Source organism: Clostridium sp. UBA1056 (assembly GCA_002316385.1).
GTDB lineage: Bacteria > Bacillota > Clostridia > Clostridiales > Clostridiaceae > Clostridium_J.
Genome location: DCDL01000016.1, coordinates 1 through 17,221 on the forward strand (window position 1 = coordinate 1; position 17,221 = coordinate 17,221).

Sequence of the window (17,221 nt, forward strand, 5' to 3'; positions counted from 1 at the left end):
GTTGAACTATTATCAAAGAATAAATATGTTCAAAATGTAAGCGAAAAATCAATAACATATTCGAATGAATTTAAAATACATTTTATAGCTGAATCTAAGAAAGGAAAAACATCTAGATTAATCTTCGAAGAAGCTGGTTTTGATATTAGTATTATAGGTGAAAAGCGTTGTGAAGTCGCTGGGGCTAGATGGCGAAAAGCTTTCAAAGATAAGGGCGTATTAGGCTTAGATGATACTAGAAAACATAATAGTGGAGCAAAACTCAAGCGTGAGCTTTCAAAGGATGAAATAATAGCTAGAAAAGATACAGAAATTGAATATCTCAAGGCAGAGGTAGAAATGCTAAAAAAATTAGAGCTATGCGAAAGGCAGGTGAAAAGAAATAAATTAGCAACAACAGATGCATTTGGATTAATTGAATCTATTGCCGATAGTTCTAGGTTTTCTAATGTTGTTACTCATTTGTGTAAGACAGCTAGTGTATCCCGTTCGGGATATTATAGCTACTTAAAATGCAATGATAAAAGGAAACAACGCGAAGAAGCAGATATGGTAGTGCGTGATACCATATTAATTGCTTTTAATCATAGAGGCTATAAAAAAGGCTCTCGTTCCATCAAAATGACATTAGAAAATGAATTTAATATAGTCTATAGTAGGAAAAGAATTCAACGCATTATGAAAAAGTATAATATTGTATGCCCTATAAGATGTGCCAATCCATATAAACGAATTGCGAAAGCAACTAAAGAACATTCAGTAGTTCCTAATCTGCTTAATAGAGAATTGAAGCAAGGAATTCCAGGTAAAGTACTATTAACAGATATTACTTATCTTCCATATGGTGATAATCATATGGCCTATTTATCGACCATTAAAGATGCTTCAACAAATGAAATATTAGCATATAATTTATCAGATAAAATCACTCTTGATATAGCTACAGGTACAATTCATAAACTAATGGCTACGCCAGGGTTACATCTAGATAAGGTTGCTTTTATACATTCTGATCAAGGTGTACATTATACTAGCCCAAAATTCCAACACTTATTAAAGAAATACAAACTTGGACAGTCTATGTCTAGAAGAGGAAACTGCTGGGACAATGCTCCGCAGGAGTCTTTCTTTGGTCACTTGAAAGATGAGGTTCCCTACAAAAATTGCATTACATTAGATGAACTTCAAATTAGTATAGATAACTATATAGACTACTATAACAATTATAGATGTCAATGGAATTTGAAAAAGCTGACTCCCGTACAATACAGGAATCAGCTTTTAGCTGTATAGCTCTCTTTTTAAAATGTCCTTGACATAGGGACCACTTTATTAATTCTTGCTACCCTCTTTTTTTATACCTATTTTGTCGAAAACTTTTCCATATAAACTTATAAAACACTATTGACGCTACAACGCCGTAAGTATATAATTAAATTACCGTTAAGGTATAAAGGAGGACTAACATGAGAAAAAAATTAACAACATATATAGAAGAAGAAAGTATAAAAGAACTTAAGAAAATAGCACTAGAAAAAGAGTGCAGTGTAAGCGATATACTAGATGAACTTGCAAAGAAATATATAGAGAAAGAAAAAAATAAATAAGAAGTTAAGAGAAGTGTATAACATATAAAAATTAGCTAGTAGAGAGTAAAATCCTTACTAGCCTTTTTCTTTTGTATGTACATATACTTGGAGAATTAATGTAATTAGATTATACACAAAAATATAATATTTAAAACAATTATTTTGATATTTTTAGAAGAAAAGTATAAAAAGTGTTGGCGTCTTAGCGTCGAAGGTGTATAATTAGAGATAGTTAAGGGGGTGATGAAATAAAAAGAAAAAAGAAGTTGGATAAAAACCTGAAAATTAAGTTAGTCATTGCAAGGCTCTCATTCCTTGGTGCATTGATAAGCTTAATTACAACCTTACTAAAGATTTTCTTTCTTTATATAAGGGCCGGGGGATGATAAATCCCCATTTATCCAAACTTCTTTTATTAAATTTATTAACTATATTATATCATACTAAACTAAAATAAAAAGGGGGTGTTTTATATGAAAGAGAATAAAAAGATAGAGATTTTACTAACTGTATCAGTAATTCTTAACTTAATAACTGCAGCGTTAATTATATTTAAATAGGAGATTTGACAATGCAAGAAAATAAAAATAGAGAATATGCAAGTTATTTAAAGAGCCTAGATTAACTCTAGGCTTTTCTTTTATTTAACTAGCAATGTATTATCATTATAAATGCAAATATACCAAGTATAGAGCCTATTACTGTAATGGCCTTTGTTATAGACTTTATTATTTCCATATTATTACCTCATATTATAAATATTGACAGAATATAAATATGTTATACAATACAAATAGAATGTATATTTAGGGGGATAATTTATGAAAAAAATTATAAGTATATTATTATGTGGAATAATAATATTAGGACTAGTTGGGTGCAAAAATAAAGATGTGGAGTCGACAGTAAAAGAGCAAGTAATAAAACAATTTGAAGAAGGCATTGATGATTATAAAACTGCATTAAAATACTTTGAGGAAAATGATTATGAGAACCAAATTAAATATTCAGACTTAACTTTTAACAAGTTTAGTGATATACTTGATATTACTAAAGATGCTGATGCAACAATGGCAAAGACTAACAATGAAGATTATATCTATTATTATGAACATCACTATTCAATGTTACTTGCAGAGATGTATATAGATAATATTAGTGTTCACAGAGGAAAGGTTTTACCTGACGGAGTAGTTATAGTGGGAACTGAGTACTTAGGCCGTGAGACAGTTGTGGATAGATGGAATGAAAATATAGATGCAATGAATAAAGTGATTAAAGAATACAAAGAGACAAACGATAAGAAAGTTTCGAAATAGTAGACTAGGTAAACCTAGTCTTTTTTAATTGAAGGAAATTTATTACAAGTATAGAATAGGATATATTAGAGGTGGTGTTATGGTCAAGAATAGACTTAAAGAAATCAGAATGAGAGAGTATATGATGGAATCAGGTGAGTTTGCTAAGTATCTAAATATAAGTATAAAAACATATAGTGGATGGGAGAACGGACATAGTAAGCCTACTTTAGAAGGTGCTTTAATAATAGCTAATAAATTAAATAAAGATGTTAAAGACATATGGTATTTAGAAGACTAATTCTAGATACCTTTTTATAAAAATAACTATTTAATTTTCTTAAGATCGTCTTCTTTAATTTTAGCCGTTAGTTCATCTTTATATTTATCTATAAATTCAAGTAGCATTTCGGTTACTAATCTAGAAGTATCTGGGCCCGTGATAACTTCTACTTCCAATTTTTTATTCATATTTAAGTTCCTCCTCTTTTAAGAGTTGCAAAAACTCTTCTTTATGTGTATCCAATATTCTCAGTAATGATTCTGTAATTAATCTAGATGAATCAGGTCCCATAGTAACTGTTACGTTTAGTTTTCTTTTTTTCTTCATTATAAATCACCTCAATTTAAATATTAACAATTAGAAATAGTTTATACTTAAAAATATATCTCCAAAAGTTAGGTTTTTAGATCTACTTTTGGAGTGCATGTCATTTAAATTAGCCTTTATACTAATATTTGCATTGAAATATTTATCACATTTTTATCACACAAGTTATAGAATGAACAAGAATGATGAATTATGGTTAAGTCCGTAAAGTATTGAAAACAGCAAGGTTTAGAATAAATAAGAATTTTATATTTTTATAAAAATGGAATCCATCGGTCGCAGGTTCAAATCCTGTTGGGTGTACCATGAATGTAGTGATATCAACAGTTTCAATGATTGAGATTGTTGGTATTTTTTAATTGTTTTATAAAATGGTGCAACGTTGGTGCAACACAAATAAATTTAAAATATACATATAAAAAATAAGAGACTATCTCATAAATGAGATGGTCTTTTTAATTAAGATTAAGTAGATCATTGAGAGTATTTATAGCTTCATTCTTGGTATCTTTCATGACATGAGTATATATATTTAAAGTAGTTTGAACATCACTATGCCCTAAAAAGGATTGGACTGTTTTAGGAGCAACTCCTTTTTCAAATAATCTTGTTGCGAATGTATGCTTTAAATCATGAATTCTAAAATCGCTAGCTAAGTTACATTTTTTCAGAATTCGCTTAAAAGATTTTCTTACATTGCTTGAGTTTAAATATACTCCACTTGGAGCACAAAATACTAAATAATGATCAAAATAAATATCTATATTTTCATTTCTATTTAAAAGTTGTTCCTTTCTATGATTTTGAAGTAAATCTATTAAATTATCAATTAAAGAAACTTCTCTTATAGAGCTAGTTGTTTTAGGCGGTTGCTCTATTATAGTGTAATATCTATTTTCATTTTTATCGAATGTATAAGTTTCTTTAATTGTTTTAGTTATAGATATTGTTTTTTCTTTTAGATTAATGTCACTCCATCGTAATGTAAGTAGTTCAGCTAATCTTAAACCAGTGCCTAGAGCAAATATATAAATTAGACTATTATTACTATTTAAAGCCGTATTCATAAATGATTTTTGTTTTTCTATAGTAAATACTCTAATAATATCAGAATTATTGATGTTATCATGTTCTTTAGGTAAAGTTATATAAAGACAATGATTCTTTAAAATGTACCCCTCTTTTAAAGCTTGAGATAAAGAGGACTTTAAACACTTATTAATAGTTTCTATCGGTGAAGATAATTTATTTTTTTCTAAAACTAAGGAATTATAGTATGTTTGAATATGAGATGCCTTTAAATCCTTAAGTTTTATAGAGCCAATCGATGAATTAAGTATATAGTTTTTATATAAACCTTCATATCTTTCAAAACTTGATGGGTTAAGGTCATGAATTCGGTAGGTAAACAGCCAGGTATGAAGACATTGAGATAATGTAATAATATCATCAGTTGGCAATAAGCCTTTATTATTAAGTGTTCTATATTCTTCAATTTTTTCTATTACCTCTTTTTTAGTTTTACCAGTAAAAGATTTTCTTTTTACAGTACCATCTTCTTTATAACCTATGTAACCACTTAAATTTAAAATAGAGCCAGTACACTGAGAATTACATTCATTGCACTGACCCTTTATTCAACAATATAGATTATTCAATTTTTTATAGAATTTGCACTAATGGAGAGTATAGTTCATTTATACAATTGAGTTTATTAGTTTTATCCAACGATTGGGCATATAGGAACTCTAACCAAAACAAGCTCATTTGTTCTGTTGGTTTCAACGTCAAATACTAAGAATATATTATTACCAAATACGAATGAACAAATAAGATTTACTTCTCTTCCAGGTGCTGGAGTTGGAATTTCATTTGGTCCTACTATTCTACAACGACCAACTTGTGGTATTAATGCTGCTGCTTGAGCAGGTGTTAATCTTATTATAAGCACTTCTTCAATATCTGGCCCTGGAACTTCTACTTCTATTTCAACAAGCAAAACAAAAACGTTAGGCTCTAATTCAGCAACACATGTTGCTCCAATTGTTACAGGATCGTTGTGACAATTTTGATTCATTAGATCATCACCCATTTTTATATCATCACCCATTTTTATATTAGAGACAGGGAGGTTGTCCTTATCTCTAATATATAATATTACATGTTAGAGAAATATGTTACTATCTTTTATACAAAAATGAGATTTTTTTATAAATTACTAAGTTTAGAAGTTAATTAGAACTATATATTCTTATTTAAGACCAATTATGAAAAATGAATAATTTCTTAAAATACCACATTATCGGAAATTAAGTTATAAGGAATTCTACGTCGCAATTCAAAAAAATTATGAAGGAAGTAAAAATATGTGTCCAAGATGTGGCAGTGAATTAATTAACGGGCATTGTCCAACATGCGGTTACTGTGGTGGATGAGCGGATTAAATAAAGTCTGTAAGACTAAAAAGACATAAAAATTAAGTTCATAAGCGAGGTGGTATAAATGTTATTCTATGACTTTGAAGTATTTCCATATGATTGGTTAGTAGTAATTAAAGATACAGAAACAAGAACTACTCATACTATAGTTAATGATGAAGATAAACTTAGAGAATTTTATGAAGCTAATAAAAATAACATATGAGTGGGATTTAACTCAAGGAGCTATGACCAGTATATATTAAAAGGTATTATTTTAGGATTAAGTCCTCAAGAGATTAATACTCATATTGTTGTTCACAATCAGGGTGAATGGTCATTCAGCAAAGCTTTTAATAAAGTTCAACTTTACAACTATGATGTTATGACAGATAAATTTAAAGGACTTAAGCAGCTAGAAAGATTCATGGGAAATGATATAAGAGAGACTACAGTTAATTTCAACACTAATAGAAAACTAATACCTGAGTAAATTGAAGAAGTTATATTCTATTGTAACCATGATGTAGAGCAGACAATGCATGCATTTATGAATAGAAAAGAAGAATATGACAGTCACATGAGCCTTATAAAAACTTTTAATCTATCTTTAAGTTATATAAATAAAACTAAAGCTCAGTTGTTAGCTATTATTCTTGAAGCAGACAGAGTTCATGATAGAAATGATGAATTTGATATTACTATAGTTGATACCTTAAGGCTTAATAAATATATACACATCATGGAATGGTATAAGAACCATATAAATAGAGATTATAAAAAATCACTAGATATTGATATAGCAGGAGTGCCTCATACTTTTGGATGGGGAGGACTCCATGGAGCTAGAACTCAATATCAAGGCGAAGGAATATTTATAAACTCAGATGTGGGAAGTTTCTATCCAGAACTAATGATTGAATATAATTTTCTATCCAGGAATGTAAGACATCCTGAAAAGTATAAAGAAATTAGAGATAAGAGGCTGGAGTTTAAAAAAGTAGAAGACCCTAGACAATTACCTTATAAGATCGTTTTTAATTCAACTTGTGGAGCTAGTAAAGACCAATATAATAATCTCTATGACACTCTACAAGCTAATAATGTATGTATCAATGGACACAATTACTCCTATTGGATTTAATAGAGCATATAGAGTCGCAGACAAGATTTAAATTAATACAAAGTAATACTGATGATGTTATGTTTAAGCTTAATAGTGAAGATGATATATCAGTTTATGAATCAATATGTAAAGAGTTCGAAGAGCGCTCACATATGAGCTTAGAGCATGACATTATTAATAAAGTAGTTCAAAAGGATGTTAATAAAAGAGAAAAGTACTTTGAAGAGTCTCTGGAAGAGCTAGAAAGCCTAATTAATAAGTTAGGAACTGAATATGTAAAACAAAGATTAGGTACTAGAGAGAATTCTGAGAAAGATGTTATTAGACTAATGATGTTAAAGAGAATGTAGTGAATGATTTGTAGATAACGTGGATTAAGAGAGGTATGAAAACAGGGTGTAATATCAATTTTGAAATAATGTGAATAAGAGCTACCATAATTGGCAGCTCAATATAAAACTACACTAACCAATAGGGTTTTGAATTATTGAAGCAAAGATAAATTCATGCACACGGCTATCACCACTTGGGATAGCTTGTCTAAAAATCCCAGGAAAATGATGGTTGTCGCGGGTACGACTGATATTTAGCAATTATTGCACTACCTAGATATTCGTGTACGTGAGACTGACATTTATATTTATAATTAGAGTTTTGATAATTCTTTTTATTATATGCTGTTTGTTTATACAGAACAAGTCCCTCCTTTTTAAAGTGGACAAGTTATCTCGCTAATTACACAATATGAAAAAGTAGTTAAAAAGTTACCATGTTAAGTAAAGTTTTAGAAAATAGTTAGTAATTCAACTATAAGCAGAAATAACCAAGGGCGTAGAACAAACCCCACATCCTTATATAATTAGTTCTTTGAAAATTGAATAGTACAGTATTAAAAAAGCAGATAGGTAATGCATACATTTATGTTTAGAAGAATAACCTATTAATGAAGAAATTTTATTAATGGAGGCATTTGTTTGGGATACTATGTTAGAGTAGAACCTAATGTGAAAATTTATGTAGAGGATCTTAATCCGGATGGCGAGAAGACAATCTTGTTTTTACATGGTTGGCCTGGTAGCCATAATTTATTTGAATATCAGTTTGATCAACTTCCAAAGCATGGGTACAGATGTATAGGAATAGATACTAGAGGCTTTGGGGATTCTGATAAGCCTTATTGATGGATATGACTATGACCGCTTGTCAGATGATGTTAGATGCGTAGTAGAAGCTCTAAATCTTAGGGGTTTCACACTGGCAGGACATTCAACAGGAGGAGCTATAGCTATTAGATATATGGGCCGCCATAAAGGACACGGAGTATCTAAACTTGCGCTTTTTGCAGCAGCAGCTCCTAGTCTTATCAAACGTCTAAACTTCCCATATGGTGCAGAAAAAGAAGATATAATCAAAATTATTCAGGGAACATATACTGATAGACCTAAAATGCTGAGAGATTTCGGAGATACATTTTTCTTTCAGCATATAACCCAACCGTTCTCTGATTGGTTCTTTCAATTGGGATTACAGGCGGCAGGATGGGCAACTGCGGCCATTGCAAATACTTGGATAAATGAAGTACTATTTTCTGATCTAGGAACAATAAATGTCCCAACTTTAATTATTCATGGCATTCATGACAAAGTTGTTCCATTTGAACTAGGCGAAGTACAAAAGCAAAGTATTGAAAATTCTAAACTTATACCATTTGAATACAGCGGTCATGCGTCGTTCTATGACCAGTTAGATAAATTTAACGAAGAGTTGATGAAATTTATCGAAGAATAAAGTTTTTGCAACGTAGAATGTCTTAATAAAAAATACTAAAAGTGAATATTTTCTTAAGCTGCTGTACTATTCAGAAATGAATTTTATGGCATTTTTATGTCGTAATTCAAAAATATTGAGAAATAACAAAGGGAGTAGGACAAACCTACACCCATTGTTATTTGAAAACTGAATAGTACGGTGTTAGAAATATGATCTACTCAAATTATCAAATGTGTGAATAAATATTTAGTATGATATAATCTTTATAGAGTTGATTTTGTAGTGTATTACATTGTTGTGCAACTGTTTGATTAGATAAAATAAATTGGATTTTGATTGGAGGGCTTTAAATGAGCGAGATAGTAAAAACACCTAAAGCACCTTATTATGCTGTTATTTTTACATCAATAAGAACTTTAGGTGATAATGGATATGAGAAAGTAGGAGATGATATAGTAAATATTGTTTCTAAACAAAAAGGTTTTTTAGGGTCAGAAAGTGTTAGAGGTGAAGATGGATTTGGGATGACAATATCATACTGGGATTCCTTAGAAAGCATCAACGCATGGAAATATAATAGTTCTCATATGGAAGCGAAAGGAATGGGACGAAAGATGTGGTATTCAAAATATATGATACGAATTTGTAAGGTAGAGAGCGACAATTATTTTAAAGGCATGGAGGTCATGGTGTGACTACCATGCCTTGATTTTAATATAATAGTACATAAATTACATTTCAATAACACCTTCAACTCCATCTTTATTCCTTCCTACTCTATATCATGAAACTATATATAACCAATGATGAGAGGCTACATATAAAATTTAGTTTATAAATTCAAAGGTAGATAATAAGGAAAATGCTAATTGATGAAATAGTTGTATCAGTAAAATCAAAGTTTATAAAAAATATTATTAATGAGAAGCTTAAAAAGCAGCTAGAGATATTGTTTTGTAAAAAAGCGATAGCTATATTGAAGGGGCAAGTAATTTACAAATATCAAAATGCTAATTAAGGAATTCAATGATACCAAGCATTATTAGTAATATGCCTGAGAATAATGGTGCATATTTACCGAGGAATTTACCTAATAAACATTTACCTATGGCTTCACCTAATGTAATTGTAACTATACTTAATATAAACGTGGATATGATTGTAAATAGAATATTAACTCCTGTTATACTTGCGGCTACTCCAGTGCCTAAGTTATTAAATGTTAATCCCAATGCTATAAGTAAAGCTTCTTTCATGTTTATATCACTTGAGCTATCTAAATCGGATTTTTAGCATATTCAATCATATCATCAATGTCTTTTAAAGCAAGTTCTTTCGATTTGGTGTTATTAATAAGCTTTATTATGCTTTGGACTACAAAATATATTCCTAAGATAATGACTACTCCAGCACCTAAGATATTAGCCACAGATCTAGGTAAAAATGTTGATATATATGCTCCAACTGACATAGATAAAAATGTTCCTGTAGATGTAACAAACGCTATTATAAGGTTCGCCAGTATTCCTAGCTTTATTTTCTTTATTCCATAAGCGATACCAATAACTACGTTATCTAAATTAGATGATAAGCTAAACAATAAGGCTGATAAAATTAATGACATATATTTTCTCACTTTTTATTACTTTCATTTTAATATATGAATTTTAAATTTATATGGTGATTAGTAATTTATACAAGGATAAATAGGAAATATTTCTGATATCTTGATAAAACAAAATTAGGAGTTTTTTTAGGAGTTGTCATTAATAGAATTTTAACAGATAATAATTAAACTTATACTAAATTGAAAGGAGAAAGATAATTCTTAAAGATACAATTAAAAGCTAGTAGGGAGTAAAATCCTTACTAGCTCTTATTAAATTAATACTAGTTAATTTAAATTTAAAATTTATTTTTCTACTGTAATCTCTGGAGTATGTTTGTTTATCCAATAATTATAGAGATTTTTAACAAGGATTTTAATAATGTTATATACAGGAACAGCGAGAAAGGCTGCAAAGAAACCACCAAAATATACACTTATGGTAACTACTAAAATAGTTGTTAATGGATGCATATTAAGTTGATTACCAGTAATATTAGGAGTTATAACATTACCTTCCAACTGTTGTACAATTATGGTAAGAATTATTGTTTTAAGTACCATGCCAAAGCCCATACTTAAGGATATAAGTATGGCTGGAAGAATTCCAAGTATTACTCCTAAGAAAGGAATAAAGGCGGTTATAAGAGAGAATAAGGCAAGGACAAGAGCATTAGGCATACCAATTATTACATATCCTATAAACATAAGAACACCAATTACACAGGCAACCATAACCTGGGAAGTGATGTATTGTCTTAATATGGTATCAATTTCATGCAATATTTTTAATATAACAGCTTTAACCTTTCTTGGAAGGAAGGAGGCAAAGGTATTATAAATTTTCTTATCATCTTTAAGTATATAGAACATTATTATTGGAATTAAAATCATTTGAGCTACAAAATTACCTATAGAACTAGCAAATACATATACATTTTTAGTTATATCTGTAAAGGAATTCACTAAATAATTAGCAAATTTCTGAAGTAATGCACCAATATTTAAAAACTCATTAATTTGAGGAAATAGATAACTATATTTATCAGTTAGGCTTTGAACGGAATTTATAATAGCCATCATTAAACTTTCTCCTTGAGTAGCTATAATTGATGAAGAGTACATAAGCAGATATACTATTAAACCTATTATTAGTAGTATTGAAAGTGCTGTAGCTATACCACTTGATAATTTTCTATTTTGTAGAAATCTTTTTACTGGCCTTACTAAATAGTAAAGAAAAATGGCTAAAACTATAGGTATAAACATTGCATTAAGAATTGTAGTTATAGGAGATAGTACGAAATTCATCTTGCTAAAGAGAAGTATAGCAATAAGAATTAAATTTAAAATTAAGAGAAATTGTATTATTTTATTTGTATTCTTATTCTTATTTATATTCATTTTTTCCTCCTTGTAAAATTAGTATAATTTAAATATACTGTTACCGTTATGTACTACGATATAAACAATTATAAAAAATACATGCTAGAAAGTTAAAACTAGCATGTTAGTTTCAAAGTTTATTTAGTTATGCAAAGTAGAAAGGATTTTAGGATATTCTTCGTCTACAGCTCTAAATATTATAGAAAGCATTTGAAAAACTAAATCTGCATCAAAATTATTATTAAATGGTAGAGAAATCTTTGCACTTATAACTTCATTATCTTCATAAAAGGATACATATTTATATGTAGAGTTTAATTCATTAAATAAAGCGTATAGCTTGTATTTATCTTGGTTTTTAGATATAGAAGCTATATTAAAGCAAAATATATCTGCCAATGTATCATCATCTCTTAATGCTATAACAGCCCTTCTATCTTGACCACCACCAAGAACTGGTTTAGTAACTCCATTTATAGTAATCTTTTCAGGAAATGAAAAAATAGTAAATTCATCTACATTGAGTCCTTTATTTAAAGGAATTTTATGTTCTTCTATATATTTTTCAAATTCTATGGCATTATTTCTCATATTACTTCCCCCTTGGATGAAATTGATATAAATATATTTGAGAATATTATTTATATTATAATTTATTAGTAATTATCTCATAAAAAATGTAGTTAGTAAATAGTATTACACAAGTTAAGAGTATATGCTCAAATCCATGCAATTATTACCAAAATGTGGATAAAGTTGGGGATAATGTGGAAAAAAATGTAAAGAGACTTTAAGCTAAGAAATTTTACTCTTTTTACATTGTTGAACTTTAGATATTAAATAATCTTGAAGTTTGCTACAGTCTTCTTTATCCATTTGTTTTACACCATCTAATTTATATTCTAGGCCTAAACTTTCATATTTATTTACGCCTAAAAGATGATAAGGTAATAGCTCTATCTTATCTACATTAGGAATTTCTTCGGTTATTATATCAGCAATCTCATCCATATGCTTCAAAGTATCGGTATAACCAGGAATAACTACATGTCTAACCCATACACGAGTGGTGGATTTCCTAAGAGCTGATAAGAATAAGTTAACATCTTTTGTATCTCTACCAGTAAGAGTTACATAGCCGTCGCTATTAATATGCTTTATATCTAATAAAACTAAGTCAGTATATTTTAATATTTTATCATAATCGCCATTACCATAGCCTGCAGTATCAATAGTTGTGTGAATGTCAAGGGCTTTACATTTTTTTAAAAGTTCTAGTAGAAATTCAGGTTGAACAAGAGGATCTCCGCCAGAAAAGGTAACACCACCACCGGAAGGCTGAAAATAAGGCTTAAACCTTATAATTTTATTTATAAGTTCATCTGTGGTAACTTCCTTACCATCTTTTAAACTCCAAGTATCTGGATTATGGCAATAAGCACATCTTAATTTACACCCTTGAAAAAATACTACAGTTCTTATACCAGGACCATCTACTAAGCCCATACTTTCTATTGAGTGAATTCTACCAGTTTTCATTATAAATCCTCCTTAAAATTTCATCTATTAATATAATTAACTTTATACAAAAGTAACTTAGTTAATTTCTCTATAAAATTAATTAATATATGCTTTTTTACATTTAATATAGTAGAGATATCTTAAAAAGATATCTCTACTATAATATTAAAATTAAATATTTAAGCTAGATTACATTGATGCATGGAATGTTCTGTTAATAACATCTAACTGCTGTTCTCTTGTTAGTCTAATAAAGTTAACTGCATATCCAGAAACTCTAACAGTTAATTGAGGATATTCTTCTGGATGATCCATAGCATCTAATAAAGTTTCTCTATTAAATACATTCACGTTTAAGTGGTGAGCATTTTGTCCGAAGTATCCATCCATTAAGTTACTTAAGTTTGATATTCTATCTTCAGATGATTTTCCTAAAGCATCTGGTATAATTGAGAAAGTATTAGAGATACCATCTTGAGAATATTCATATGGTAACTTAGCTACAGAGTTTAGTGATGCTAGAGATCCGCTACTGTCTCTTCCGTGCATTGGGTTAGCTCCAGGAGCAAATGGTTCACCAGCTTTTCTACCACATGGTGTTGTACCAGTTTTTTTACCATAAACTACGTTTGAAGTTATAGTAAGAACTGATTGAGTATGATATGCATTTCTGTATGTCTTGTTCATTCTAATTTTCTTCATCATAGTTTCAACTAGATATACAGCTATATCATCAACTCTGTCATCATCATTTCCGTATTTAGGGAATTCGCCTTCTACTTCAAAGTCTACTGCTATTCCTTCTTCATTTCTGATAGGTTTAACTTTAGCATATTTAATTGCTGATAAAGAGTCTGCACATACTGAAAGCCCAGCTATACCACAAGCCATTGTTCTAAATACATCTCTGTCGTGTAGAGCCATTTGCAAAGATTCATAAGAATACTTATCATGCATATAGTGAATAACATTTAATGTATTAACATAAAGTTTAGCTAGCCACTCCATCATAACATCAAGTTTTTCCATAACTTCATCATAATTCAGGTATTCAGAAGTGATTTTTTCCATTTTAGGAGCAACTTGAACTCCAGCTTTTTCATCTATACCACCATTTATTGTGTAAAGCAATGTTTTACCTAAGTTAACTCTAGCTCCAAAGAATTGCATTTGTTTACCAACTCTCATAGCGGATACACAACAAGCAATAGCGTAGTCATCTCCCCAATAAGTTGCCATTAAATCGTCATTTTCATATTGAACAGAACTTGTATCTATAGAAACTTTTGAGCAGAAATCCTTAAAGCCTTGAGGTAATCTTGTTGACCATAGTACAGTTAAATTTGGTTCAGGAGAAGGTCCTAAAGTATATAATGTATTAAGCATTCTGAAAGAGTTTTTAGTTACTAAAGATCTTCCATCTAATCCCATACCACCAATTGCTTCAGTAACCCAAGTTGGATCTCCAGAGAATAAGTCGTTATATTCAGGAGTTCTTAGGAACTTAACTAATCTTAATTTCATTATGAAGTGGTCTACTATTTCTTGCGCGCCTTCTTCAGTAAGAGTACCATTATCTAAATCTCTTTGAATGTATATATCAAGGAAAGTAGATATTCTACCAAGAGACATAGCAGCACCATTTTGTTGTTTTATTGATCCAAGGTATCCAAAGTATAACCACTGAATAGCTTCTTGAGCATTTTTAGCAGGAACTGATATATCAAAGCCATAGCTAGCTGCCATTGTTTTTAATTCCTTAAGAGCAACTATTTGATCAGAAAGTTCTTCTCTTAATTGAATAACGTCAGCATCTATAGTACTAACCTCTAAGCTTTTCTTTTGTTCAATTTTATCTTTTATTAATCTATCTATACCGTATAGAGCAACCCTTCTGTAGTCACCTATGATTCTACCTCTTCCATAAGCATCTGGTAGACCAGTTACTATACCGTATTTTCTAGCTAATTTCATTTCGTCAGTGTAAGCATCAAAAACTCCTTGGTTATGAGTTTTTCTGTGTTTTGTAAATATTTCAGAGATTAGAGGGTCTATTTCATATCCATAAGCTTTAGCTGCATTTTCAGCCATTTTTATTCCACCTTGAGGCATAACTGCTCTTTTTAGTGGAGCATCAGTTTGAACACCAACAATTTTTTCAAGATTTTTATCTATATATCCTGGGTTATATGCGTCTATTTTTGATATAGTTTTAGTATCAAGATCTAAAATACCACCATTTTCTATTTCTTTTTTTAATAATTCACTTACTTCAGTCCATAATTTATTTGTAGCTTCTGTAGCGCCAGATAAAAATGAGGCATCCCCCTCGTATGGAGTGTAGTTTGATTGAATAAAATCTCTTACATTAATTTCTTTTTTCCAAGTTTTGCCTTCGAAGCTATTCCATTGAGTAAACATGTGTAACCCTCCTAAATAAATTTAATTAAAAATAAACAAATTTATATATTTAATTAATTAAAATATAACAGAGATAACTTAGCTGTTATATAGTAAAAAGTTAAATAATTAACAATTTAATTTAGATGATGATTCTCTTCTCATCTGTTATAATTATATAACTATAACAGATGAAAAACAACAGTTTTTTTAAAGAGAATAAAATTTAAATATTCAGAAAATAAAAACAAGTAAAGGATTAAATGTGTATAATTTATTTAAAATAATAATTGCAAGAAGAATAAAAAGAATTTTCATTAAAATTCCATTTGAAAGTAATATAACAGATAAAATGAGATTTTGAAACAGATTTAAATTAATTAACTGTAAAATACAGTTTGAGAATTTATATTGATACAGTATCATATCTATAGAAATTTATGGCAAAAATGGATGTAATAAAAATAGTAAATAAACTAATTGTAAATTTAAATTGATTTTGTATAAAAAAATGTTAATTTATAATAAGTTGAGTTATAATAAGTATATAATTAATAATTAAAATATATATTAATTAAAAAGATACTAAAATAATGAAGTTAGCTATGGAGGTAAAAGCTGTGGGTAAAAAACCAAGTATGTTTAGCAAAGATTATCGCAAACAGTTAAAACTGAGGCGTATAAAATATATGGTTGTATTTTTAATTGTAGTTATTATTATAGGAATATCTGGATTAGTTGTTAGTAATAAAGAGGGGATATTAGCTATAAAAAATTTCTTTGTTAGGGAAAGTGCGAAAGAAAATAGTAATGAATCTATAAATAATGAAGATGTGAATAAGGAAAACTTAGAAAACGAAAATATTGTAGAGGAAAAACCAATTAAAACTTCATCGGAGATAGTGCTTCAATCAGGAAAAAAAGTTACTGCTAATTATGAAGAGAAAGATGGAGTTAAGAGAATTAGTACAGTTGATTCAGAAGCACAAGTAAAATATAGTATATCTCCATCTCAAGAAATGATTTTAATTTTAGATGAACAAGCACAGGATATGTACATTTTAAATAGTAAAGAAGAACTTACGAATATTACAAATCAACAATATGTATCAACTAGCAATGAGGTATTTAAAAAGGAAAGTGTGTTAAGTTACAATCCTTCCTATAAATGGGTTGAGAGTGCTCGATTTATTGACAATACTCATGTTGCATATTCTAGTAGCTTACCGTGGCTAAATAATAGTGATGATAGATATTTATGGATATTTAATATGGAAAACAATAAACACCAAGGTTATTATAATATAAAAGGAAAAACTTTTAAGGTAGGACAGATAACGGATAAAGGTCTAACTATTTTTCTAGATGATAAAGAAATAATTGTAGATAAAGATGGGAAAATAGTTCAGTAAATATATCAAAGGAAAAAGTATTGTACATAATAATAGTATTATTGTATAATTTATTAGGTGATATTTAATTTATTATCATAAATTTA

Annotated in this window: 18 protein-coding genes and 2 pseudogenes; 11 read left to right on the forward strand and 9 right to left on the reverse strand. The window is 29.1% G+C overall.

Annotation, left to right across the window (positions count from 1 at the left end; translation table 11 throughout):
* From B3W71_RS04815 to B3W71_RS04830, 4 genes are all read left to right on the forward strand, one after another.
* A partial coding sequence (locus B3W71_RS04815) for an IS3 family transposase (RefSeq protein ID WP_346887807.1) occupies positions 1-1,293 on the forward strand: 1,293 nt, incomplete at its 5' end.
* Positions 1,294-1,466: 173 nt separating this feature from the next.
* The gene (locus B3W71_RS04820) at positions 1,467-1,607 is read left to right on the forward strand and encodes a hypothetical protein (protein ID WP_346887808.1); all 141 of its coding nucleotides are present in this window, start codon (positions 1,467-1,469) and stop codon (positions 1,605-1,607) included.
* Positions 1,608-2,410: 803 nt separating this feature from the next.
* The gene (locus B3W71_RS04825; RefSeq protein WP_346887809.1) at positions 2,411-2,908 is read left to right on the forward strand and encodes a hypothetical protein; all 498 of its coding nucleotides are present in this window, start codon (positions 2,411-2,413) and stop codon (positions 2,906-2,908) included.
* Positions 2,909-2,987: 79 nt separating this feature from the next.
* Positions 2,988-3,188: a helix-turn-helix transcriptional regulator gene (locus B3W71_RS04830; protein WP_346887810.1), complete on the forward strand. Its 201-nt coding sequence runs from the start codon at positions 2,988-2,990 to the stop codon at positions 3,186-3,188.
* Between the two features lie 26 nt (positions 3,189-3,214).
* On the opposite strand, the gene B3W71_RS04835 is transcribed toward B3W71_RS04830, so the two are convergent.
* The 4 genes from B3W71_RS04835 to B3W71_RS04850 form a co-directional block, all read right to left on the reverse strand.
* Entirely contained in the window at positions 3,215-3,358 is a 144-nt protein-coding gene (locus B3W71_RS04835; protein WP_346887811.1) for a hypothetical protein, read from the reverse strand.
* Positions 3,351-3,497 (reverse strand): hypothetical protein, encoded by a 147-nt coding sequence (locus tag B3W71_RS04840; protein WP_346887812.1) that lies wholly within the window; start codon positions 3,495-3,497, stop codon positions 3,351-3,353. Before B3W71_RS04840 ends, B3W71_RS04835 begins: the two co-directional genes overlap by 8 nt.
* A 455-nt stretch (positions 3,498-3,952) precedes the next feature.
* Positions 3,953-4,957, reverse strand: coding sequence for a site-specific integrase (locus B3W71_RS04845; RefSeq protein WP_346887813.1), 1,005 nt, complete (start codon positions 4,955-4,957; stop codon positions 3,953-3,955).
* Positions 4,958-5,217: 260 nt separating this feature from the next.
* Positions 5,218-5,574 (reverse strand): spore coat protein, encoded by a 357-nt coding sequence (locus B3W71_RS04850; RefSeq protein ID WP_346887814.1) that lies wholly within the window; start codon positions 5,572-5,574, stop codon positions 5,218-5,220.
* Positions 5,575-5,999: 425 nt separating this feature from the next.
* Here B3W71_RS04850 and B3W71_RS04855 point away from each other — a divergent pair, with 425 nt between their 5' ends.
* The 6 genes and pseudogenes from B3W71_RS04855 (at position 6,000) to B3W71_RS04880 (ending at position 9,505) form a co-directional block, all read left to right on the forward strand.
* Positions 6,000-6,140: a hypothetical protein gene (locus tag B3W71_RS04855; RefSeq protein WP_346887815.1), complete on the forward strand. Its 141-nt coding sequence runs from the start codon at positions 6,000-6,002 to the stop codon at positions 6,138-6,140.
* Complete coding sequence (locus B3W71_RS04860; RefSeq protein WP_346887816.1) at positions 6,141-6,407, forward strand: hypothetical protein; 267 nt, start codon at positions 6,141-6,143, stop codon at positions 6,405-6,407.
* 57 nt (positions 6,408-6,464) lie between these two features.
* Positions 6,465-7,058: a hypothetical protein gene (locus B3W71_RS04865; protein ID WP_346887817.1), complete on the forward strand. Its 594-nt coding sequence runs from the start codon at positions 6,465-6,467 to the stop codon at positions 7,056-7,058.
* Positions 7,049-7,390: a hypothetical protein gene (locus B3W71_RS04870; RefSeq protein ID WP_346887818.1), complete on the forward strand. Its 342-nt coding sequence runs from the start codon at positions 7,049-7,051 to the stop codon at positions 7,388-7,390. Before B3W71_RS04865 ends, B3W71_RS04870 begins: the two co-directional genes overlap by 10 nt.
* Positions 7,391-8,014: 624 nt before the next feature.
* Positions 8,015-8,828, forward strand: a pseudogene (locus B3W71_RS04875) (alpha/beta fold hydrolase).
* 332 nt (positions 8,829-9,160) lie between these two features.
* Entirely contained in the window at positions 9,161-9,505 is a 345-nt protein-coding gene (locus B3W71_RS04880; protein WP_346887819.1) for an antibiotic biosynthesis monooxygenase, read from the forward strand.
* 315 nt (positions 9,506-9,820) lie between these two features.
* On the opposite strand, the pseudogene B3W71_RS04885 reads toward B3W71_RS04880, so the two are convergent.
* The 5 genes and pseudogenes from B3W71_RS04885 to pflB all read right to left on the reverse strand — a co-directional run bounded on the left by B3W71_RS04885 (position 9,821) and on the right by pflB (position 15,744).
* Positions 9,821-10,434, reverse strand: a pseudogene (locus B3W71_RS04885) (manganese efflux pump).
* Between the two features lie 288 nt (positions 10,435-10,722).
* Complete coding sequence (locus B3W71_RS04890; protein ID WP_346887820.1) at positions 10,723-11,820, reverse strand: AI-2E family transporter; 1,098 nt, start codon at positions 11,818-11,820, stop codon at positions 10,723-10,725.
* 123 nt (positions 11,821-11,943) lie between these two features.
* Entirely contained in the window at positions 11,944-12,393 is a 450-nt protein-coding gene (locus tag B3W71_RS04895; protein WP_346887821.1) for a hypothetical protein, read from the reverse strand.
* Between the two features lie 204 nt (positions 12,394-12,597).
* Positions 12,598-13,341, reverse strand: a complete 744-nt coding sequence (pflA, locus tag B3W71_RS04900) for a pyruvate formate-lyase-activating protein (protein WP_346887822.1) — start codon at positions 13,339-13,341, stop codon at positions 12,598-12,600.
* Between the two features lie 171 nt (positions 13,342-13,512).
* Entirely contained in the window at positions 13,513-15,744 is a 2,232-nt protein-coding gene (pflB, locus tag B3W71_RS04905; RefSeq protein WP_346887823.1) for a formate C-acetyltransferase, read from the reverse strand.
* Between the two features lie 599 nt (positions 15,745-16,343).
* Between pflB and B3W71_RS04910 the strand changes: the two genes are divergently transcribed.
* On the forward strand, positions 16,344-17,135 hold the full coding sequence (locus B3W71_RS04910) for a hypothetical protein (RefSeq protein ID WP_346887824.1): 792 nt from the start codon (positions 16,344-16,346) through the stop codon (positions 17,133-17,135).
* Positions 17,136-17,221 lie beyond the last annotated feature (86 nt).